At 72.2% G+C, this 20,804-nt stretch carries 18 protein-coding genes; 10 read left to right on the forward strand and 8 right to left on the reverse strand.

Annotated elements, in window-relative coordinates; all coding sequences use genetic code 11:
• Positions 1-18 precede the first annotated feature (18 nt).
• From ACI2LY_RS09530 to ACI2LY_RS09540, 3 genes are all read left to right on the forward strand, one after another.
• Positions 19-642 (forward strand): flavin reductase family protein, encoded by a 624-nt coding sequence (locus ACI2LY_RS09530; RefSeq protein ID WP_393912752.1) that lies wholly within the window; start codon positions 19-21, stop codon positions 640-642.
• Positions 643-700: 58 nt separating this feature from the next.
• The gene (locus ACI2LY_RS09535) at positions 701-1,681 is read left to right on the forward strand and encodes an NAD(P)H-quinone oxidoreductase (RefSeq protein WP_404706685.1); all 981 of its coding nucleotides are present in this window, start codon (positions 701-703) and stop codon (positions 1,679-1,681) included.
• A 68-nt stretch (positions 1,682-1,749) separates the two neighbouring features.
• The gene (locus tag ACI2LY_RS09540; protein WP_404706686.1) at positions 1,750-2,910 is read left to right on the forward strand and encodes an NAD-dependent formate dehydrogenase; all 1,161 of its coding nucleotides are present in this window, start codon (positions 1,750-1,752) and stop codon (positions 2,908-2,910) included.
• Positions 2,911-2,913: 3 nt separating this feature from the next.
• Here ACI2LY_RS09540 and ACI2LY_RS09545 read toward each other — a convergent pair whose 3' ends face one another.
• Positions 2,914-3,933 (reverse strand): LLM class flavin-dependent oxidoreductase, encoded by a 1,020-nt coding sequence (locus ACI2LY_RS09545; protein WP_404706687.1) that lies wholly within the window; start codon positions 3,931-3,933, stop codon positions 2,914-2,916.
• A 79-nt stretch (positions 3,934-4,012) separates the two neighbouring features.
• Positions 4,013-4,474 (reverse strand): redoxin domain-containing protein, encoded by a 462-nt coding sequence (locus tag ACI2LY_RS09550; protein WP_404706688.1) that lies wholly within the window; start codon positions 4,472-4,474, stop codon positions 4,013-4,015.
• Positions 4,475-4,585: 111 nt separating this feature from the next.
• On the opposite strand from ACI2LY_RS09550, the gene ACI2LY_RS09555 reads away from it, so the two are divergent.
• Entirely contained in the window at positions 4,586-5,143 is a 558-nt protein-coding gene (locus ACI2LY_RS09555; RefSeq protein WP_404706689.1) for a glycoside hydrolase family 25 protein, read from the forward strand.
• Between the two features lie 43 nt (positions 5,144-5,186).
• On the opposite strand, the gene ACI2LY_RS09560 is transcribed toward ACI2LY_RS09555, so the two are convergent.
• Positions 5,187-5,399: an EF-hand domain-containing protein gene (locus ACI2LY_RS09560; protein WP_404706690.1), complete on the reverse strand. Its 213-nt coding sequence runs from the start codon at positions 5,397-5,399 to the stop codon at positions 5,187-5,189.
• 109 nt (positions 5,400-5,508) lie between these two features.
• On the opposite strand from ACI2LY_RS09560, the gene ACI2LY_RS09565 reads away from it, so the two are divergent.
• Positions 5,509-6,168, forward strand: coding sequence for a GNAT family N-acetyltransferase (locus ACI2LY_RS09565; protein WP_404706691.1), 660 nt, complete (start codon positions 5,509-5,511; stop codon positions 6,166-6,168).
• Here the strand turns inward: ACI2LY_RS09565 and ACI2LY_RS09570 are convergent.
• From ACI2LY_RS09570 to ACI2LY_RS09590, 5 genes are all read right to left on the reverse strand, one after another.
• Positions 6,122-6,730: an ADP-ribosyltransferase gene (locus ACI2LY_RS09570; protein WP_404706692.1), complete on the reverse strand. Its 609-nt coding sequence runs from the start codon at positions 6,728-6,730 to the stop codon at positions 6,122-6,124. The two genes, ACI2LY_RS09565 and ACI2LY_RS09570, sit on opposite strands and share 47 nt — an antisense overlap.
• Before the next feature lie 101 nt (positions 6,731-6,831).
• Positions 6,832-7,335, reverse strand: a complete 504-nt coding sequence (locus ACI2LY_RS09575) for an ATP-binding protein (protein ID WP_393912746.1) — start codon at positions 7,333-7,335, stop codon at positions 6,832-6,834.
• A gap of 285 nt (positions 7,336-7,620) precedes the next feature.
• Positions 7,621-8,388, reverse strand: a complete 768-nt coding sequence (locus ACI2LY_RS09580) for an enoyl-CoA hydratase/isomerase family protein (RefSeq protein ID WP_388995184.1) — start codon at positions 8,386-8,388, stop codon at positions 7,621-7,623.
• Between the two features lie 77 nt (positions 8,389-8,465).
• Complete coding sequence (locus tag ACI2LY_RS09585; protein ID WP_404706693.1) at positions 8,466-9,695, reverse strand: Ig-like domain-containing protein; 1,230 nt, start codon at positions 9,693-9,695, stop codon at positions 8,466-8,468.
• A 165-nt stretch (positions 9,696-9,860) separates the two neighbouring features.
• The gene (locus tag ACI2LY_RS09590) at positions 9,861-11,093 is read right to left on the reverse strand and encodes an Ig-like domain-containing protein (protein WP_404706694.1); all 1,233 of its coding nucleotides are present in this window, start codon (positions 11,091-11,093) and stop codon (positions 9,861-9,863) included.
• A 237-nt stretch (positions 11,094-11,330) separates the two neighbouring features.
• Between ACI2LY_RS09590 and glgX the strand changes: the two genes are divergently transcribed.
• From glgX to ACI2LY_RS09615, 5 genes are all read left to right on the forward strand, one after another.
• A complete protein-coding gene (gene glgX, locus ACI2LY_RS09595) occupies positions 11,331-13,568 on the forward strand; it encodes a glycogen debranching protein GlgX (RefSeq protein WP_404706695.1) in 2,238 nt (745 codons plus the stop codon).
• A gap of 81 nt (positions 13,569-13,649) precedes the next feature.
• Complete coding sequence (locus ACI2LY_RS09600; protein ID WP_404706696.1) at positions 13,650-15,443, forward strand: ABC transporter ATP-binding protein; 1,794 nt, start codon at positions 13,650-13,652, stop codon at positions 15,441-15,443.
• Positions 15,440-17,305 (forward strand): ABC transporter ATP-binding protein, encoded by a 1,866-nt coding sequence (locus tag ACI2LY_RS09605; RefSeq protein ID WP_404706697.1) that lies wholly within the window; start codon positions 15,440-15,442, stop codon positions 17,303-17,305. Before ACI2LY_RS09600 ends, ACI2LY_RS09605 begins: the two co-directional genes overlap by 4 nt.
• A 23-nt stretch (positions 17,306-17,328) precedes the next feature.
• Complete coding sequence (locus tag ACI2LY_RS09610; RefSeq protein ID WP_404706698.1) at positions 17,329-19,041, forward strand: ABC transporter transmembrane domain-containing protein; 1,713 nt, start codon at positions 17,329-17,331, stop codon at positions 19,039-19,041.
• Positions 19,038-20,798 (forward strand): ABC transporter ATP-binding protein, encoded by a 1,761-nt coding sequence (locus ACI2LY_RS09615; RefSeq protein ID WP_404706699.1) that lies wholly within the window; start codon positions 19,038-19,040, stop codon positions 20,796-20,798. Before ACI2LY_RS09610 ends, ACI2LY_RS09615 begins: the two co-directional genes overlap by 4 nt.
• The last annotated feature ends 6 nt before the right edge of the window (positions 20,799-20,804 follow it).

A 20,804-nucleotide genomic window follows, 5' to 3' on the forward strand; every position in this document is an offset into this window, starting at 1 on the left:
CGCTGAATACTGGGGATCATGCGCACCGACTTCGATCCCTCGGCCATGGCCCCCCACGCCTTCTACCGGCTGCTCACCGCGGTGGTGGTGCCGCGGCCGATCGCGTGGGTGTCCACGGTTCCCAAGGATCATCCGGACCGGCCGAACCTGGCGCCCCACTCGTTCTTCTCGGTGTCCTGCGTGAACCCGCCGATCGTGCAGTTCACGTCGGTGACCCGCAAGGACTCACTGCGGAACGTGGAGGAGACCGGGCAGTTCGTGGTCAACCTCGCGCCGGAGGGGCTGTTCAAGGAGATCAACGACACCGGGACGGACTTCCCGTCCGACGTCAGTGAGTTCGGGGCGGTGGGGCTGGAGCCCGAGCCCTCCCTGCGGGTGAAGCCGCCCCGGGTCGCGGCCTCCCCGGCGGCGCTGGAGTGCGAGCTGCACAGCCTGCTGACGCTGGGCGATTCCACGGTGGTGTTCGGCCGGGTGGTCCACGCCGTGGTCAGCGAGGAGGCGCTCGCCGAGGACGGGCTCCCGGACATCGAGCGGCTGCGCCCGCTGTCCCGGCTGGGCCGCGACGAGTGGGGCACGCTCGGGAAGGTGCTGGAGAAGCCCCGCATCCGCTGGCGCGACTGGCAGCAGGGCGAGCGGAGCTGACCTCTCACCCGGGCGGTTCTGCCGTATATGCGGCTTTCGCGGAGGTAGCGTCGCGCGCATGCACGCGATCACTGTGTCCGAGCCCGGCGGCCCCGAGAAGCTGAACTGGACCGAGGTCCCCGACCCGGTGCCCGGTCCGGGCGAGGTGCTGGTCGACGTCGCGGCCACCGGCGTCAACCGCGCCGACATCATGCAGCGCCAGGGCGCCTACCCCGCACCGCCCGGCGCCTCCCCCTACCTCGGCCTGGAGTGCTCCGGCCGGGTTGCCACGCTCGGCCCCGAGGTCTCCGGCTGGGCGGTCGGCGACGAGGTGTGCGCGCTGCTCACGGGCGGCGGCTACGCCGAGAAGGTCGCCGTCCCGGCCGGGCAGCTGCTGCCCGTGCCCAAGGGTGTCGGCCTGGTGCAGGCGGCGGCGCTGCCCGAGGTGGTGTGCACGGTCTGGTCCAACGTCTTCATGGTCGCGCACCTGCACCCCGGCGAGCTGCTCCTCGTCCAGGGCGGCGCGGGTGGTATCGGCACCATGGCGATCCAGGTGGCCAAGGGCATCGGCGCCCGCGTCGCGGTGACCGCCGGTTCGCGGGCGAAGCTGGACTTCTGCGCCGAGCTGGGCGCGGACATCCTGATCAACTATCACGAGCAGGACTTCGTCACCGCGATCGAGCGGGCGACCGACGGCGCGGGCGCCGACGTCATCCTCGACAACATGGGCGGCGGCGAGTACCTGGACCGCAATGTACGGGCCCTCGCCGCGGGCGGCCGCCTGGCGATCATCGGCCTCCAGGGCGGCACCAAGGGCGAGCTGGACATCGCCGCGCTGCTGATGAAGGAGGGCACCGTCACGGCGACCTCGCTGCGGGCCCGGCCGCCGAAGGAGAAGGCCGCCATCGTCGCGGGCGTACGCGAGCACGTCTGGCCCCTGATCGAGTCGGGGAAGGTCCGGCCCGTCATCGACCAGGAGCTGCCCATGCGGGACGCGGCCGAGGCGCACCGCGCGATGGACAGCAGCCATATCGGCAAGGTGCTGCTCACCGCGCCGTAGCGGCGATGACGGGGGTAAGGCTCGAAAAATCATCCGAATGACCACCTTTTCGTGAAGGGGTTCTACTGATGTCGACCGTTCTGTGCGTGCTCTATCCCGACCCGCAGGCGGGATATCCCCCGAAATACGCCCGGGACGACATCCCGGACATCGGATGGAACGTCAACGGCCGACCAGCCCCCACTCCGGAAGGCCCGCTCGGATTCAAGCCGGGTGAACTCGTCGGCTGCGTCTCGGGTGAACTCGGACTGCGGAGCTATCTGGAGAAGAACGGCCACCGGCTGATCGTCACCACCGACAAGGACGGGGAGCAGAGCGAGTTCGAGAAGTATCTCCCCGAGGCCGAAGTCGTCATTTCGCAGCCGTTCTGGCCCGCGTATCTGACGAAGGAGCGCCTGGCGAAGGCGTCGAAGCTGAGACTGGCGCTGACGGCGGGGATCGGCTCCGACCATGTCGACCTGGAGGCCGCGGCGCGGGCCGGGATCACCGTCGCCGAGGTCACTGGCTCCAACAGTGTCAGCGTGGCCGAGCACACCGTCATGATGATCCTGGCGCAGGTCCGCAACTACCTTCCCTCGCACGGCATTTCCGTCAACGGGGTCTGGAACATCGCGGACTGCGTGGAGCGCGGCTACGACGTCGAGGGCATGAAGTACGGGGCCGTCGGCGCGGGCCGCATCGGACTGGCCGTACTGCGACGGCTGAAGCCGTTCGGCCTGGAACTGCATTACCACCAGCGGCATCGGCTCGATCCGGAGATCGAGGAGGAGCTGGGCCTCGTCTTCCACCCGGACCTGGAGTCGATGATCACCGACATCGACATTCTCAGCCTGCAATTGCCGCTCTACCCGTCGACGAAGAACATGCTGAACGCGGATACCTTCCGCATGATGAAGCGCGGGACGTACGTCATCAATTGCGGGCGGGCGCAGCTCGTCGACCGGGACGCGGTCATGGAGGCCCTGCGTTCCGGCCATATCGCCGGTTACGCGGGAGACGTCTGGTATCCGCAGCCCGCGCCGGTCGACCATCCCTGGCGCACGATGCCGTTCAACGGAATGACACCCCACATTTCCGGGACGACGCTCTCCGCGCAGGCCCGCTATGCCGCCGGGACGCTCGACATTCTCCAGTGCTATTTCGAGCAGCGCCCCATCTGCGAGGAATACCTCGTCGTGGACGGCGGGAATCTCGCGGGGGTCGGAGCCCAGTCGTACGAATTGAAGTGACGGCTAGGCCGCGGGGTCGAGTCCCCAGGCGTCGGCGAGCAGGGTGAACGACCGTGCCCGGTGTGCGGGGTCGTGCGTATAGGTGGTGATGATCAGTTCGTCGGCCTCCAGGTCGGCGACGAGCGCCTCCAGCTGCGCCACGACCGTCGCCGGGGAACCCACCGCGCGCACCTGCTGGAAGTCGTCGACGAACCGGGCGACCTCGGGGCTGAGCACGGCCGCCAGGTCCTCGACCGGCGGCGGCAGCGGGCCGCGGCGGCCGGTGTAGATGCCCGCGGCCATCTGCTGGGCCGTGGTGAACAGGAAGCGCGCCTCGTCGTCGGTCGGGGCGACGAGGACGTTGACGCCGACCATGGCGTACGGCCGCTTGATCTCGGCGGTGCCGAACTCCGTCGAGAAGCGTGAGCGGTACAGCTCCAGCGCCTGGTGCCGCAGCTGCGGGGCGAAGTGCGAGGCGAAGGCGTACGGCAGCCCCAGATAGGCGGCGACCGCGGCGCCGTCGAGGCTCGATCCCAGCATCCACAGCGGGACCTCGGTGCCCCGGCCCGGCAGCGCCGCCACCTCCGGCCCCTCCCCGTCGCGCGGGCTGAGGTAGCGGTGCAGGTCGACGACGTCCTGGACGAAGGTGTCGGTGGCCGCGCCGCCCCGGCGCAGCGCGGCGGCCGTCGTCGGGTCGGTGCCCGGGGCGCGGCCGAGGCCGAGGTCGATGCGGTCGCCGTACATCTCGGCGAGCGTGCCGTAGTACTCCGCGACCATCAGCGGGCTGTGGTTGGGCAGCATCACGCCGCCCGAGCCCAGCCGGATGCGCTCGCTGTGCTCGGCGGCGCGGCCGATGAGCAGGGCGGTCGCCGAGGAGGCGAAGGTGACGACGTTGTGGTGCTCGGCGTACCAGTACCGGTGATAGCCGAGCGCGTCCGCGAGGCGCACCAGCTCCACGGACTGGTCGAGCGCGGTGGACGTAGCGGTGCCCGAGGCCACGGGTACGAGGTCGAGGATCGACAGTGGAACGCGCGGAGTAGTCATGTCGGCGCCACAATCATCAGGATCATCAGGAGAGGAGTGCCTCCACAGCGAAGGTGTCACAGGCAGGACCGCCCCGCAATCAGAGCACGGCGGTCAGCCGCCCCAGCTCCGCCAGGACCAGTTCCGCGTGCTGGGCGGGCTCGGGGACGGGGTGGATCAGGGCGCGGACGGTGCCGGTGCGGTCCAGGACGACCCCGGCCCGGTCGAACAGGGCGCGGCCCTCGGCGCGCACCTCGGGGACGCCCAGCTCGCGGCCGAGGGAGAGGCCCTCGTCGCCGATCAGGGGGTAGCCGAGGGCGCGTCCGGCGGCGAACTCCGCCAGGTGGCCGGGGGCGTGGGCGCTGACGCCGAGCACCCGGGCACCGGCGCGGGCGAAGCCCGCCGCCGCGTCCCGCGCCGAGCACAAGCCCGTGGTGCAGCCGCCGAGTTCGGGCACGCGCTCCCCGATGCCGGGCTCGGTGATGAAGAACAGGACGGTCCACTCGTGGTCGGGGGACGGTACGGTGACCGGTCCCTCGGAAGTGGTGACAGTGCGGTGCATGAACGTTCCTCCGTCGGGTGGCGTGCACGTACGACAGGGATGCTCCCACGCCCCCGCTCTCGCGCCGGAGGGAAATGTTCCGAGCGGGGGTGCGAGGGGCACAAGACCTTCATGCTCCAAGGCATCGACGTCAGCGCGTATCAGTCCTCGTCGTACGACACCGACGGACTCTCGTTCGCCTTCATCAAGGCGACGGAGGGCCGTTCGTACGTCAACTCCAGACTCGCGGCCCAGACGAAGACGGCGCGCGACGCGGGTCTGGTCACGGGCTTCTACCACTTCCTGTGGCCGGGCAACCTCACCGACCAGGCCGAGTACTTCCTCAGCCACGCCCCCGACCGGCCGGGCGACATCCTGGCCGTCGACTGGGAGACCACCGGTGACGGCACACACGCCAGCAACGCGGAGAAGGACACCTTCATCCGCAAGCTGCGCTCGCTGCGGCCGGACAACCGGGTGGTGCTGTACACCAACCGGAACTTCTGGCTGAACATCGACACCACGTCGTACGCGGGCGACGGCCTGTGGATCGCGGACTATGTCACCGCGGGCAAGCCCCGCATCCAGGCGGACTGGACGTTCCACCAGTACACCTCGGAGCCGCACGACAAGAACGTGGCGGACTTCTCCAGCAAGGCCGCGCTCAAGGAGTGGGCGACCGGAAGGTGACGGGAGGGGTGTCCGCACGACGCGAACACCCCTGCCGGGTACGTCACTTGTTCAGGTAGGCCCAGAACTCGTCGAACGTCAGCACCTTGTCGCCGTCGATGTCACGGGTCTTGATGACGGCCTCGGCGACCGTCTCGGTGACGTTGAAGTCGCCCTGCTGGGCGAGCGCGGACTTGAACTCGGCCGCGGTGATGAACCCGTCGCCGTCCGCGTCGATCCGCTGGAACTGCTTGCGTGCTTCGTCGATGTCCGCCACCGATCCGCCCCTCTGTGCTCGTTCTTCTCATACCGTGTCGGCGTACTGCCGCTGGTCAGATTAACGCTCCGTCCGAGCAGCGGTCGCCCCGGACCGGGAGGCGGACACGATGGAGACGTTGCCGGAACTGCTCGACGCGGTGGCCCGCGACCGGTTCCCCCCTGCGGACGGCACCCTGACCGTCCTTCCCCAGCCGTGCCACCGGGACGCCGGGGTACTGGCGTTCACCGCGCACACGGTCGTCCTCACCGACGAGGACCCGGCCTGGGTACGCGCCACCCTGGCCGCCGTGGACTGCGACCCCCTCGCCGCCCCCATGCACCCCCGCTTCCTCACTGCCCTCATGGACCGCACCGGCCGCACGGCGGAGACCGTCGACGCGCTCTGGGTCGCCGCTCCCCTGCCGGGGCCGCCCGACCTGCCGCTGCGGGAGATCGCGGACACCGGCCACCCCCGCGTGGTGCGCGCGCGACGGCGGCGGGACGCCGTGCGGGTGTGGACGGCGGACGGCGGGGTGCTGGTCATCGGGCGCGGGGTGGGCGACCGGGTGGAGGTGGCGCTCGAGGTGGACGGCGGCGGCGCGGGCCTGGGGCGCCGTCTGGCCTTCGTGGCACGGCAGTTGACGGACGAGCCAGTGTGGGCCCAGGTGTCGCCGGGGAACGCCCGGAGTGCGCGGGCGTTCCTGGCGGCGGGCTACCGGCCCGTCGGGGCTGAGCTGTTGCTCAGTGCCAGGGGCGGTAGTACGGGTTGCTCTGGCAGTTGCTCATGACCTCGGTCTTGGTGGCCTTGTCCACGGGGCAGACGCCGATGACGTACTGGCGCTGGATGCCGCCGGGGAAGGCCACCTCGACCTGGTCGGCCCATTTGTGGGTGTCGCCGATGGTCTTGTTGACGTCCACGCCGCCGGGGGCGTCGATGTAGTAGTTGTAGCCCGACTTGTACCAGGTCTTGTACAGGTCGTGGTCGTAGGTGGTGGAGACGTACGGCGAGGGCTGGTTGACGAGGACGTAACTCTCCACGTCGTACTGGCCGTTCACCACGTCCTTGGGCAGGAAGCCCTCCTCGAAGACGACGGCCGGGCCCCGGCTGTCGCTGCGGTAGAGGGTGCCGCAGCTTGAGCGCCACACCGGGTCCGGGGTGATCCGGTCGACGTCGACCCGGCGGTCGGCGGCGGCGTGGACCTTGTCCTGGAACTGGGGGCAGGAGGGCGCGGCGGCACGGGACTTGAGGTCCGTCGGAGCGGTGGCGGGGGCGGCGGCCGAGGTGGCGAGGACGGCGCCGAGGGAGAGGGCGGCGGCGGTGAGGTTCCGCAGCAGACGAGTTGCGATCATGCCCCGCACGATGGCGGTCCGGCCGGGACGGGCGGTGGATCATCACCCCATCGGGGGCGTGTCCCCGCGTCGGCCGTGCCTGGCGGTCAAGTCGGCTATGCCTAGCGGTCGGAGACCCGCATCTCGAACCAGGTGGTCTTGCCCCGGGGCAGCAGGTCGACGCCCCAGCGGTCGGCGAGCTTGTCGACGAGGAACAGCCCCCGCCCGCTGATGTCCGTCTCCTGCACCGGCATCAGACAGGGCAGCCCCCGCGAGGGGTCGCGCACCTCGACGCGGACCCAGCCGCGTCTGCGGCGCATCCGCAGTCCGAACACCCGGGCACCGGTGTGGCGTACCGCGTTGCCCACGAGTTCGGAGACGAGTAAGACCGCGTCCTCGGTCAGCTTGGGGCTCAGCCCCCAGTGCCGCAGGATGACGATCTGGGCGAGCCTGCGCGCGGTGGCGGCGGACTCGGGGCGCGACGGGAGCGGAACCTCCGCCTCCGTGGGATTGCCGAACAGTTCGAGCGCTCTGAGCCCTTGTTCGTCCTCGACCGCGGGCGACCAACGCGCCGCGGCAGCACGGCTGTGTCCCCGTGGCTGATCGATGCCATCCAGCCCCGCCATGCCCCCATGATGGCCGTCACCGAGGGCCTCCGGGGCCGATCCGGAGGAATACGCCCCCCGTGCGCCCCTGGTGTGCTCCAGTCTCTCGGCATATGCCAGTGGCAGGTCGGGGTCGGCGGTGGCCCGGTCGACCTGCGGCGACGGCTCGGTTCCGGGCAATCGTGCGGCTCCCTCGGCGAGGCAGGCTTAAGGTGCGGTTAAGGCTGCCATAAACCGGGCCGCCGGGAGACCCGAATCAGACGACGCGTCAATTGCAAGGGCCGCAGGGGGCCGACTTGCCGTCTTTCAGAGAAACTTGGCCTTGCCCGGCCCCTCCTCCACGAAGCTGCGCATGCCCCGCTCGCGGTCCTCGGTGGCGAACAGGCCCGCGAACCAGTTCCGTTCGATCGTCAGACCGGTGTCGAGGTCGGTCTCCAGTCCGGCGTCGACGGACTCCTTGGCGGCGCGCAGCGCGAGTGCCGGGCCCTGGGCGAGCCGGGCGGCCCAGGCGTGCGCCTGCTCGTAGACCTCGGCGGCCGGGACGACCCGGTCCACCAGGCCGAGGGTGAGGGCCTCGTCGGCCTTCACCATGCGGCCGGTGAAGATGAGGTCCTTCGCCTTGGACGGGCCGATCAGCCGGGCGAGGCGCTGGGTGCCGCCCGCGCCCGGGATCAGGCCGAGCAGGATCTCGGGCTGGCCCAGCTTGGCGTTGTCCCCGGCGATCCGGTAGTCCGCGCACAGCGCCAGCTCGCAGCCGCCGCCGAGCGCGTACCCGGTGACGGCGGCGACGACGGGCTTGGGGATACGGGCGACGGCGGTGAAGGCGTCTTGGAGGGCGCGGGCGCGCAGGACCATCGCGGTGTGGTCCATCGCCTGCATCTCCTTGATGTCCGCGCCCGCGGCGAACACCTTCTCCCCGCCGTAGATCACCACGGCGCGCACGTCCTCGCGGCGCGTGGCCTCCTCGGCGAGTTCCTTCAGCCGGTCCTGCGTGGCGACGTCCAGCGCGTTCATCGGCGGCCGGTCCAGGCGCAGGGTGCCGACGCCTTCGGCGACTTCGAGATTCACGGTCATGCGCGCCAGGTTAACGGCGCTTAACGCCGACGGGCCCGGTGCCGTTGCTCACAGCGCCGGGCCCGTCGTACCGCGGGCTACTTCTGCCAGTCGGCCCAGCTCATGTTCCAGCCGTTGAGGCCGTTGTCCGGGGAGACCGTGCGGTCGTGCGAGTTCTTCACGACGACCACATCGCCGACCATGGACTGGTTGAAGAACCAGGCCGCCGGGACCCCGCCGTCGTACCCGCCGCGCACATCGCGCAGGCCGACGCAGCCGTGGCTGGCGTTGTAGTTGCCGAAGGCGTCGCCGCCCCAGTAGTTGCCGTGGATGAAGGTGCCGGAGTCGGTGAGGCGGATGGCGTGCGGCACGTCCTTGATGTCGTACTCGCCGCCGTAGCCGACCGTCTCGCCGTTCATCCGGGTCACGGCGAGCTTCTCGGTCATGACCATCTTGCCGTTCCAGGTCTCGTAACCGGGCTTGCCGGTGGTGACCGGGAGGGTCTTGAGGGTCTTGCCGTCCCGCACGACCTTCATGGTGTGCTTCTTGGAGTCGACGTAGGAGATCTGGCTGCGGCCGATGGTGAACTTCACCGTCTTGCGCTGCTTGCCGTACACCCCGTCGCGGCCCTCGACGCCGTCCAGGTCGAGGTCGACGGTGACCTTGGTGCCCGCCTTCCAGTAGCTCTCCGGGCGGAAGTCCAGGCGGTCGTTGCCGAACCAGTGGCCCTCGACGTCCACCGCGGGCTCGGTCTTGATCCGGATGGCCTTCTCCACGGCGGCCGGGTCGGTGATGCCGCGCGTGAAGCGCAGCGAGAACGGCATGCCGACCCCGACGGTGGACCCGTCCTCCGGGGTGAAGGTGCCCATGAAGGTGTTCTTGGGCGTCAGCGTGGTGAAGCTGGAGTCCTCGGCGGCCTTGCGGCCCCGCGAGTCCTCGGCGACCGCGTGCACCGTGTACTTGGTGGCGGCGGCCAGGTGCTTGGACGGCGTCCAGGCGGCGCCGCCCGCGGCGAGCTTGCCGTCGACCTCGGTGCCCTTGCCGTCCTTGACGGTCACGCTGGTCAGCCGGCCCCCGGCGACCTTCACGTTCAGCGCGCCGCTGGTGTCCACGGCCTGCGCGCCGGACTTGGGCGCGATGGTGACGGCGGCCGAGGACTGCGTGTCCTGGCCATCCTTGTTCTTGGCGTTGTCCGACCCGCTCCCCGTCGTCTCGCCGCCGCCGCAGGCGGCCAGCGACAGCACGAGCGCCCCCGCCATGAGCGCCAGCCCCTTACGACCCCTGTGCCGACTTCCTGCCGAAGCCCCCGATATCGGCCGCACGTTCAAGTCGTTCTCCCCTCCCGGACCTGGTCACAGGTCCACACCCCGGCGCGTCCCGCGCTCATCCGGGCATGCTAGCCGCCGGGTTCCGGGCTCGGTGTCCGTCGAATGTCACCGTTCAGTCGCAACTTCAACCAGTCACCGAGACCCGGAACTTCGCAGCTCACCGGGTCACTTGAGCACGCTGCCCGCCTTCCACTGCTTCCATGCCATGTTCCACCCGCTGAGGCCGTTGTCCGGGGAGACCGTCTTGTCCTTGCTGTGGACCACCTCGATCACGTCCCCGACGAGGCTGCGGTCGAAGAACCAGCCCGCCGGGGTGTCCGCCCCGCCGCCCTTCACATCGCGCAGCCCCACACAGCCGTGGCTGACGTTGACCTCGCCCGGCGACTCGGGCGACCAGTAGTTGCCGTGCAGGAAGGTGCCGGAGTCGGTGAGCTTCATGGCGTGCGGCACGTCCGGGATGTCGTACTCCCCGCCGAAGCCGACCGTCTGGCTGTTCATGCGGGTCACCTCCAGCATGTCCATCACCACCATCTTGCCGTTGTACGTGGGCGTCTTGGGGGCGCCCGCGGTGATCGGCACGGTGGCCAGGAGTTCGCCGTCCCGGCGCACCTCCATGGTGTGCGCGGCCGCGTCGACCAGGGAGACCTGGCTGCGGCCGACGGTGAAGGTGATGGTCTTGCGCTGGAGCCCGTAGACGCCCGGCGCCCCCTCCACATCGCGCAGGGCGAGGTCGACGGTGACCTCGGTGCCGGGCTTCCAGTACCGCTCGGGGCGCAGGTCCAGCCGGTTCTTGCCGAACCAGTGGGCGCGGATCTCGACGGCCGGTTTCGCGGTGACGCGTACGGCCTTCTCCACGGCGGCCCGGTCGGTGATGTCCCGGTTGAAGGCGAGGGAGACGATCATCCCGGTGCCGACCGTGGAGCGGTTCTCGGGGGTGACGTAGCCGATGAACCGCTGGTCGGGGACGTAGGTGGTGAACGTGGTGTGCCGGGCCGAGCGGCGGCCGTCGCCATCGACGGCGACCGCGTCCACGGTGTAGCGGGCGGCGAGCGCGAGCTTGTCGTCGTCCGGTTTCCAGCTGCGGCCGTCCGGGTCGATGCGGCCGGTGACAGCCGTGTCCTGCGCGTCCTGGGAGCGGTGCACCGTGACCTTCTCCAGCCGCCCTTCGGGCACCCGCACCCGTAGCCGCTGCTCGGGGCGCACCCCCTTGCCGCCGTCGTCGGGGGTGACGCGGATGACGTCCTCGGCGGCCGGGGGTCTGCCCGGTGGGCCGCCGATGCCCAGGGGTCCGGAGCCGTCCGCGGTGCAGCCGGCGGCCCCGGCCAGCAGTCCCGCCCATGAAAGTGCCGTGGCCAGTGCGGCCAGCGCGCGCCGCGCGCGTCCTTGTACGTGCATCACGCCGGACACAACGACGGGGCGGCTTCGGGGAAACGTGAGTGCGACCGCGCGGATGGGCAGAACAGAGGGAAGGACGACGCGAAGGGGAGCCGCCGCGCCCGCGCCGGAGCCGTCGGGGCGCTGCCGTACCGGTCGGCCGAGCGTGCCCGGGGTCCGCGGACCCCCGGGGTGCGGTCGGCCCTTCGGCGCGGGCGGCCGTGCCCCGGAAGGCCGAGCCACTGAAAGAGGGGCCGACTGGTGACGAGCGCAGCCGAGCAGCGGGCACGGGCCGGGGAACCGCCCGTCCAGAGCGGGACCGCCACTTCTCCGGTGCGCGGTGCCCGGCGCGCCGCGCCGCCCGTGTGGCCGGGGACGCCGACCCCGCTGGGGGCCCGGTTCCGTACCGGCCCGGACGGGGTGGCGGGCACCAACTTCGCGCTGTGGGCGGGGGGCGCGGAGGCGGTGCGGCTGTGCCTGTTCGACGAGCGGGGCCGGGAGACCCAGGTCCGGCTGACCGAGCTGACGCACGAGATCTGGCACGGCTTCGTGCCCGGTGTGCTGCCCGGCCGCCGCTACGGCTACCGGGTGGAGGGCCGCTGGGACCCGTGGACCGGCGCCCGCTGGAACCCGGCGAAGCTGCTGCTGGACCCGTACGCCCGCGCGGTGGACGGGGAGTTCGCGCTGCCGCCGGAGGTGTACGGCCATGTGCGGGACTGGCCCGAGCAGGGTTACGCGGACACCGTGCGGGACGAGCGGGACTCGGCGCCCTTCGTGCCCAAGGGGGTGGTGGTGCACGATGACGACGACTGGTCCGACGACCGCCGCCCGAAGACGCCGTGGGCGGACTCGGTCATCTACGAGCTGCACGTCAAGGGCTTCACCAAGCTGCACCCCGGCATCCCGGAGGAGCTGCGCGGCACCTACGCCGGTCTCGCGCACCCGGCGGCGATCGAGCACCTGGTGCGGCTGGGCGTGACGGCGGTGGAGCTGCTGCCGGTCCACCAGTTCGCGCACGAGGACCATCTGCTGCGCCGGGGCCTGAAGAACTACTGGGGCTACAACTCCGTCGGCTACTTCGCCCCGCACGCGGCCTACGCGGCCTCCGGCACCACCGGCCAGCAGGTCGGCGAGTTCAAGCGGATGGTGCGCGCCCTGCACGCGGCGGGCATCGAGGTGATCCTCGACGTGGTCTACAACCACACCGCCGAGGCGGGCGAACTCGGCCCCACCCTCTCCCTGAAGGGCATCGACAACCGGGGCTACTACCGCCTCCAGCCCGACGCCCGCCGGTACGCCGACTACACCGGCTGCGGCAACACCCTGCACGTGGTGCAGCCCCAAGTACTCCGGCTGATCACCGACTCGCTGCGTTACTGGGTGACCGAGATGGGCGTGGACGGCTTCCGCTTCGACCTGGCGGCGGCGCTGGCCCGCTCGATGCACGACGTCGACATGCTGTCGCCGTTCCTGGCGGTCATCGCCCAGGACCCGGTGCTGCGCCGGGTGAAGCTGATCGCCGAGCCCTGGGACATCGGCTCGGGCGGCTACCAGGTGGGCGCCTTCCCGCCGCTGTGGACGGAGTGGAACGACCGCTACCGCGACACCGTGCGCGACTTCTGGCGGCACGCGCTGCCCGACGTCCGCGAGATGGGCTACCGGCTGTCCGGCTCCAGCGACCTGTACGCCTGGGGCGGCCGCCGCCCGTACGCCTCGGTCAACTTCGTCACCGCGCACGACGGGTTCACCCTGCGCGACCTGGTCTCGTACCACGGCAAGCACAACGAGGCGAACGGCGAGGACAACCGGGACGGCACCGACGACAACCGCTCCTGGAACTGCGGCGCCGAGGGCGAGACGGACGACACGGACGTACGGGCCCTGCGCAGGCGGCAGTTGCGGAACCTGCTGACCACGCTGCTGCTCTCCACCGGGGTGCCGATGCTGGTCGCGGGCGACGAGCTGGGCCGCACCCAGGGCGGCAACAACAACGCCTACTGCCAGGACGGCGAACTGAGCTGGCTGGACTGGTCGCTGCTGGACGACCCGGACTGGCGGCCCCTGTTCGACCTGTCCTGCCGACTGATCGCGCTGCGCCACGCGCACCCGGTGCTGCGCCGCCGCGCCTTCTTCTCCGGCCGCGCACACTCGGCGGACGGCCTGAGGGACCTGGCCTGGTTCACCGCCCGGGGCGCGGAGATGACCGAGCGCGACTGGTACGCGCCCGCCGCCACGCTTGGCATGTATCTGTCGGGCCGGGACATTCCGGGGCGGGACGAGCGGGGCACGCCGGTGGTGGACGACAGCTTCCTCGCGGTACTGCACGCCGGTCACGAGCCGACCGGCTTCACCCTTCCGGGGGCACCCTGGGCGACGGGCTACGAGGTGGTGGTGGACACCTCGGGCGAGGACCAGCACCGGGCGCCGGGCCGGGTCCTCGACGCGGGCACCGAGGTCACGGTGCCCGGGCGGACGGTGCTGCTGCTGCGGGTGGTCTGAGTCCGCGGGGGTGTGCGGGGCGCAGCGGAGGGCCGGAAAATCCGGTGGGCGGGGCGGGGGCCGGTCCGTACGCTGACGCCGGTGTCCACCAACTCTCCCCCCGCCCGGCGCCGCTCCGCCGCCCGCACCCTGCTGCGGCTGTGGCCCTATGTACGGTCGGTGCGCGCACGCTGGTTCGCGGCCGCCACCGTCGCGGTCGTCGCCTCCTGTCTCGGTCTGGTGATCCCGCTCGTCCTGAAGTGGATGGTCGACGGCCCGGTGGCCGCGCGCGACCCGGCCGGGGTGTGGCGGGGCGCGCTGTACCTGCTGCTGATCGGGGTGGCGGAGGCGCTGCTGTTCGGCATACGGCGCTGGCTGGTGGCCCGTCCGCTGGCGGGCGTGGAGGCGGGCATGCGTGCCGACCTCTACCGGCGGCTCCAGCGGCTCCCGATGGCGTTCCACGACCGCTGGCCCTCGGGCCAGTTGCTGTCGCGGGGCACCGGCGATCTGATGCTGGTGCGGATGTTCCTCGCCTTCCCGCTGACCTTCCTGCTGGTCAACGGGGTGACGATCCTCGCGGGCATCGGGATCATGCTGGTGCAGGACTGGGTGCTGGGCCTGGTCGTGCTCGGGCCCGCCGTGCCGCTGCTGTGGGTCTGCGTGGTCGTGGAGCAGCGGTACGCGCACGCGGCCCGGCAGGCGCAGGACCAGGTCGGCGACCTGACCACGCTGGTCGAGGAGAGCGTGCTCGGCATCCGGGTCGTCAAGGGCTTCGGGCGCCACCGCAGCCAGGCGCGGGCGTTCCGGCGTACGGCGATGATGCTGCGGGACACCGAGATCGGCAAGGCGCGGCTGCTGGCGGTCATCTGGGCGGTCATCGTGACCCTGCCCGAGGTGGCGATCGGGGCCGCGCTGGTGCTGGGCGTGCTGCGGGTGGCGGACGGCTCGCTGTCGGCGGGCACACTGGTCGCGTTCCTCAGCACGGCGCTGGCGCTGCGCTGGCCGGTGGAGTCCATCGGCTTCCTGCTCGCGATGTGCCAGGAGGCGGCGACGGCCACCGAGCGGTACTTCGAGGTGCTCGACGAGCACCCGGAGGGCCATGCCGACGCACCCGGTACGGACGCCCCCGCGCCGGGCGAACGCGGCCTGCGCTTCGAGGGCGTGGGTTTCCGCCACGCCGACGCGGCCCCCGGCGGCAAGCCCGTACTGGACGGGGTCGACCTGCACATCCGCCCCGGCGAGTCGATGGCGCTGGTCGGCGCGACCGGCAGCGGCAAGACCACCCTGACCTCGCTGGTCCCCCGGCTGCACGACGCGACCACGGGCCGCATCACCCTCGACGGCGTCGACATCACCGCACTCCCCCGCGAGGAACTGCGCGCCCGGGTCGCCGTCGCCTTCGAGGAGCCCACCCTGTTCTCCACCACCGTGGCGGAGAACGTCCTCATGGGCGCCGGCGAGGGCGCGGGCCGGGAGGAGCTGGACCGGGCCCTCGCCGTGGCCCACGCCGACTTCGCGCACACGCTGCCCGAGGGCCCGGACACCCGGGTCGGCGAGCAGGGCCTCAGCCTCTCCGGCGGCCAGCGGCAGCGGCTCGCGCTGGCCCGCGCGGTGGCCGGACAGCCGGAGTTCCTGGTCCTGGACGACCCGCTGTCCGCGCTCGACGTGCACACCGAGGCGGCCGTGGAGGCGGCGCTGCGCCGGGTGCTGGCCGACACCACCGCGCTGATCGTGGCCCACCGCCCCTCCACGGTGCTGCTGGCCGACCGGGTCGCCCTGCTCTCCGACGGCCGGATCACGGCGGTGGGCACCCACCACGAACTGCTGCGCACCAACGCCGAGTACGCCCATCTCATGTCCGGCGGCCCCCGCGAGGAACCCGAGGAACCCCGATGACCACCACGACGTCCGCCGCCCCCACCACGGACGACGACCTACCCGACCCGAATCTCCCACCGGCCTCCGGCGACCCCTTCGACCGGGACGTGCTGCCCACCCCGCCCGGCGCCACCGCCGCCCTGCTGCGCTCGCTGCTCGCCCCGCGCCGGGCCCGCGTCGCGCTCACCGTGCTCCTGCTGCTGCTCCAGCAGGCGGCGGCGCAGACCGGGCCGCTGCTGGTGGCGTACGCCATCGACACCGCCGTACCGGCCGTGCGCGGGCACGACCACGGGCCGCTGCTCGCGGTGGCGGCGGGGTACGCGCTGTGCGCGCTGGCCTCCGGCGGGCTCCAGTACGCGTTCATCCGGGCGTCCGCGCGGGTCAACCAGGACGCGCTGCTGGACCTGCGCGGCCGGATCTTCCGGCACGCGCAGGCGCTCAGCGTGGACTTCCACGAGCGCTACACCTCCGGCCGGCTGATCTCCCGCTCCACCACGGACGTGGAGGCGCTGCGCGAACTCCTCGACGAGGGGCTCCAGGAGCTGGTCACGGTGGTGCTGTCCTTCGTCTACATCTCCGCCCTGCTGCTCTGGCTGGACCTGGGCCTCGGCGCGGTCGCGGTGGCGTCCTTCCTGCCGCTGTACCTGCTGGTGCGGCGCTACCAGCGGCGCGCGCACCGGGTGTTCGCCGCGCGCTCCACGGCGATCGCGGCGCTGATCGTGAAGTTCGTGGAGACGATGAATGGCATCCGCCCGGTGCGCGCGTTCCGCCGCGAGACCGCCAACGACGCCGAGTTCGCCGCGCTCAACCGGCACCACGAGCGCAGCAACGGGGACTCGCTGCTGGAGATGGCGCAGTACGTGGTCGGCTCCCGGCTGGTGGCCAACACGGCCGTCGCCGGGATCGTGCTGTGGGGCGCCTACCGGGTCGCCTCGGGCACGCTGGCGCTCGGTGTGCTGGCGGCGGCGGTGCTGTATCTGCGGCGGCTGTACGACCCGATCGACCGGCTCGGCATGTTCCTCAACTCCTACCAGTCGGCGGCCGCCTCGCTGGGGAAGATCGCCGGGTTGCTGGCCCAGACCCCGTCCGTGCCGGAGCCCGCCGTGTCCCGCGAACTCCCTTCAAGGGAGGGTGACTTCCCGGGTCGTGAGGTCGTCTTCGACGGGGTGCGGTTCGCCTACCGCACCGGCGGCGAGGTGCTGCCCCGCTTCGATCTGACGCTCCCGGCCGGGCAGACCGTCGCGGTGGTCGGCTCCACGGGCGCGGGCAAGTCGACGCTGGCCAAGCTGCTGGCCCGCTTCTACGACCCGACCGAGGGTGCCGTCCTGCTCGACGGGATCGATCTGCGCGAGCTGTCACTGCCCGAACTCCGGCGCGGTGTGGTGATGGTGACCCAGGAGGCGTTCCTGTTCTCCGGCACGGTCGCGGACAACATCGCCATCGGCCGCCCCGAGGCCACCCGGGAGGAGATCGAGCACGCGGCGAAGGCCATCGGCGCCCACGAGTTCATCAGCGCCCTGCCCGACGGCTACGACACCGACGTACGCAAGCGCGGTGGGCGTATCTCCGCAGGGCAGCGGCAACTGGTGGCGTTCGCGCGGGCGTTGCTCGCCGACCCCGCGGTGCTGATCCTGGACGAGGCGACCAGCTCGCTGGACGTGCCCGGTGAGCGGGCGGTGCAGCGGGCGATGACGACCGTGCTGCGCGGCCGTACCGCGGTGGTGATCGCGCACCGGCTGTCCACGGTGGAGATCGCCGACCGGGTGCTGGTGATGGAGCACGGCCGGATCGTGGAGGACGGCCGCCCGGACCAACTGATCGCCGGTTCCGGTAGGTTCTCCGAGCTGCACAAGGCGTGGCGGGACAGTCTGGCTCAGTGACGGCCGGTGGGAACGGGGGCAGGATGATCGACGCGTACGAGGGTCCCGGCATACCCGATGTGCGGGGCGGCTGGCGCTATCTGTGGTGGCTGGCGCTGCGCCAGCCGTGGCGTGCGCTGGCGGGCGCGGTGTTCGGCTCCGCGTGGCTGGTGCTGATGGCGGCGCAGCCGTATCTGCTGTCTCGGGCGGTGGACGACGGGCTGGTGCCGGGTCGGCTGGGGGTGCTGGCGGCCTGGACCGGCGCCATGTTCGTGGCCGGGGTGGGGTGCGCGTGGCTGAGCATCATGCGGCACCGCACCATGACGCGGGTGCGGATGGACGCCAACTTCCGCACGGTGAAGCTGGTGGTGGAGCACGCGGCCCGGCTGGGTGCCGCGCTGCCGCGCCGGGTGGGGGCCGGTGAGGTCGTCACCGTCGGGGTGGGCGATGTGCAGACCCTCGCGCAGGCGCTGACCGTGATGGGGCCGGGGGTCGGCTCGGTCGTCGTCTACTCGGTGGTGGCCGCCCAACTCCTCACCATCTCCGGTTCGGTGGCCGCCGTGGTGCTGCTGGGCGTGCCGGTCATCGCCCTGCTCACCGGCCCGCTGACCCGGCGCCTCCAGGGCACCGAGACCGAGTACCGGGAGCGGCAGGGCATCCTGACGGCTCGCATCGGCGACCTCGCGGGCGGGCTGCGCGTGCTCAACGGGCTCGGTGGGAAACGGCTGTTCGCGGACGCGTTCGCCAAGGACTCGGGGCGGCTGCGGGAGCAGGGCTACCGGGTGGGCGCGGTGACGAGCTGGGTGCAGGCGCTCGGTCTCGGCCTGCCGACGCTGTTCCTGGCCGCGGTGACCTGGCTGGCGGCCCGGCTGGCGGCCGAGGGCGCCATCACGGTGGGCGAGCTGGTGTCGGTGTACGGGTACGCGGCGGTGCTGATCGGCCCGGTGGCGTTCTTCGTGGAGATGAACTACGACCTGAACCGCGCGGTGGTGGCCGCCCGCCGGGTGGTGGCCCTGCTGCGGCTGGAGCCCGAACCGGACGACGGCACGCTGACCGCCCCCGCGCACCCGGCCGAGCTGCACGACCCGGCCTCCGGTGTCCGGGTGGCGCCGGGGCGGCTGACCGCGCTGGTCGCGGCCCGCTCCGCCGACACCGCCGCCGTGGTGGACCGCCTGGGCCGGTACGGGCCGACCGAGGCGTTGTGGGGCGACGTACGCCTGGACGCGGTGCCGCTGGCCGAGGTGCGCGCGCGGGTGCTGGTCGCGGACAACGAGGCCGACCTGTTCGCCGGGCCGCTGCTTCAGACGGTGTCCGCCGGGCGCCCGGCGGACGGGGCCGCGGTGCGTCGGGCGGTGCGGGCGGCGGTCGCCGAGGACGTCGTACGGGGGCTGCCGGACGGGCTGGACACGGTGGTGTCCGGGCAGGGCCGCAGCCTGTCCGGGGGCCAGCGGCAGCGGGTCCGGCTGGCGCGGGCGCTGCTGGCCGACCCGGAGGTGCTGCTCGCCGTGGAGCCGACCTCGGCGCTGGACGCGCACACCGAGTCGGCGGTCGCGCACCGGCTGCGCGAGGCGCGGGAGGGCCGTACGACGGTGGTGACGTCGACCTCGCCGCTGCTGCTGGACGTGGCGGACACCGTGCTGTTCCTGGTCGACGGCAAGGTGGCCGCGAGCGGCCCGCACCAGTTGCTGCTGGACCGCGAGAAGGGCTACCGGGCGCTGGTGGCACGGGACTTGACTGACGGGGAGGCCCTGCGGTGACGACGGACACGGGAGCGCTGCCGGTCGCGGACCGGGGCACGGTACGGCGGGCGGCCGCCCGGCTGGTGCGCGCGGACGGGCGGGCCTTCGCGGCCGCGCTGGCGCTGAACGCGCTGGCGGCCGGTGCGGGCATCGTGGGTCCCTGGCTGGTCGGCCGGATCGTGGACGAGGTCCGCGCCGGGCGCGGGGTCGGCGCGGTGGACCGGCTCGCGCTGTGGATTCTGCTGTGCGCGCTGGCCCAGCTGGTGCTGGCCCGCTGGGCGCGGTACGTGGCGCACCGGTTCGGGGAGCGGACGCTGGCGCGGGTGCGGGAGACCTTCGTCGAACGGCTGCTGGGACTGCCCGCGTCGACGGTGGAGCGGGCCGGTACCGGCGATCTGACGGCGCGCGGCACGGCGGACGTGGCGATGGTCGGCACCACGCTCAGGGACATCGGCCCGGAGCTGCTGGTGTACGCGGTGCAGGCGCTGTTCGTGCTCGGCGCGGTGTTCGTCCTCAGCCCGTGGCTGGGCCTGTTCGGGCTGCTCGGGCTGACCCCGGTGTGGCTGGCGGTGCGCTGGTACCTGCGGCGGGCGCGGGACGCCTATCTGGCGGAGGGCGCGGCGACGTCGGCGGTGGCGGAGATCGTGGCGGCCACGGCGGGGGGCGCGCGGACCGTGGAGGCGTTCCGGCTGGAGGCGGCGCGTACGGCGGCGAGCCGGGAGGCGCTGGAGAAGTCCCGCCGCACCCGCTATCGCACGCTGGGGCTGCGGACGGTGTTCTTCCCCTGGGTCGAGATCTCGTACACGATCCCGGTGGCCGGGGTGCTGCTGGTCGGGGGCTGGCTGCACGGGCGCGGGCTGATCGGTCTGGGCGCGGTGGTGGCCGGGGCGCTGTACATGCGGCAGTTCACCGACCCGCTGGACATGGTGCTGCTGCGGCTGGAGCAACTCCAGTCCAGTGGAGCCTCGTTCGCCCGGGTGGAGGGCATCGCCGAGGCGCCGGGCGCCCCGGTGGACAGCGCGCGGACTCCGGCGGACGACCGCATCGAGGTGCGCGGGGTGCGGTACGCGTACGAGCGGGGCGGTGAGGTGCTGCGCGGGGTGGATCTGACGGTGCGGCCCGGTGAGCGGCTGGCCGTGGTGGGGGCGTCCGGTGCGGGCAAGACCACGCTGAGCAGGCTGCTGGCCGGGATCGACGCGCCTGCCTCGGGCACGGTCACGGTGGGCGGGGTCCCGGTCGCGGAGCTGGAGCCCGCCCGGTTGCGCCGCCAGGTGGTGCTGGTCACCCAGGAGCACCATGTGTTCCTGGGCTCGGTGCGGGACAACCTGCTGATCGCCGAACCCGGCGCCACGGACGAGGAGTTGTGGCGGGCGCTGGCGGCGGTCGGCGCCGACGGCTGGGTGCGGGAGCTGCCCGCGGGGCTGGACACCGGGCTCGGCCAGGGCGGCCAGGTCACCGACGGGTCCCAGGCGCAGCAGCTCGCGCTGGCCCGGGTGGTGCTGGCCGACCCGCACACCCTGATCCTGGACGAGGCGACCGCCCTGCTCGACCCGGCCACCGCCCGGCACACGGAACGCGGTCTGGCCGCGGTGCTCGCGGGCCGCACGGTGATCGCCATCGCGCACCGGCTGCACACCGCGCACGACGCGGACCGGGTCGCGGTGATGGAGGACGGTCTCGTCACCGAGCTGGGCACGCACGACGAACTGGTGGCGGCGGACGGCGCGTACGCGGCCCTGTGGCGCACCTGGCACGGGGACGGCGGCACGGCCTGAGAGTCG

The organism is Streptomyces sp. NPDC002176, assembly GCF_044903645.1.
Classification (GTDB): Bacteria; Actinomycetota; Actinomycetes; order Streptomycetales; family Streptomycetaceae; genus Streptomyces.

Bases quoted from the DNA above. Each gene is read 5' to 3' on its own strand.
- ACI2LY_RS09535 (WP_404706685.1), top strand. From the start codon at position 701: ATGCACGCGATCACTGTGTCCGAGCCCGGCGGCCCCGAGAAGCTGAAC.
- ACI2LY_RS09575 (WP_393912746.1), bottom strand. From the start codon at position 7,335: ATGGCGGGGCTGGATGGCATCGATCAGCCACGGGGACACAGCCGTGCT.
- ACI2LY_RS09545 (WP_404706687.1), bottom strand. From the start codon at position 3,933: ATGACTACTCCGCGCGTTCCACTGTCGATCCTCGACCTCGTACCCGTG.
- ACI2LY_RS09605 (WP_404706697.1), top strand. From the start codon at position 15,440: ATGACCACCACGACGTCCGCCGCCCCCACCACGGACGACGACCTACCC.
- ACI2LY_RS09570 (WP_404706692.1), bottom strand. From the start codon at position 6,730: ATGATCGCAACTCGTCTGCTGCGGAACCTCACCGCCGCCGCCCTCTCC.
- ACI2LY_RS09530 (WP_393912752.1), top strand. From the start codon at position 19: ATGCGCACCGACTTCGATCCCTCGGCCATGGCCCCCCACGCCTTCTAC.
- ACI2LY_RS09565 (WP_404706691.1), top strand. From the start codon at position 5,509: ATGGAGACGTTGCCGGAACTGCTCGACGCGGTGGCCCGCGACCGGTTC.
- ACI2LY_RS09555 (WP_404706689.1), top strand. From the start codon at position 4,586: ATGCTCCAAGGCATCGACGTCAGCGCGTATCAGTCCTCGTCGTACGAC.
- ACI2LY_RS09580 (WP_388995184.1), bottom strand. From the start codon at position 8,388: ATGACCGTGAATCTCGAAGTCGCCGAAGGCGTCGGCACCCTGCGCCTG.
- ACI2LY_RS09550 (WP_404706688.1), bottom strand. From the start codon at position 4,474: ATGCACCGCACTGTCACCACTTCCGAGGGACCGGTCACCGTACCGTCC.
- ACI2LY_RS09610 (WP_404706698.1), top strand. From the start codon at position 17,329: ATGATCGACGCGTACGAGGGTCCCGGCATACCCGATGTGCGGGGCGGC.
- ACI2LY_RS09540 (WP_404706686.1), top strand. From the start codon at position 1,750: ATGTCGACCGTTCTGTGCGTGCTCTATCCCGACCCGCAGGCGGGATAT.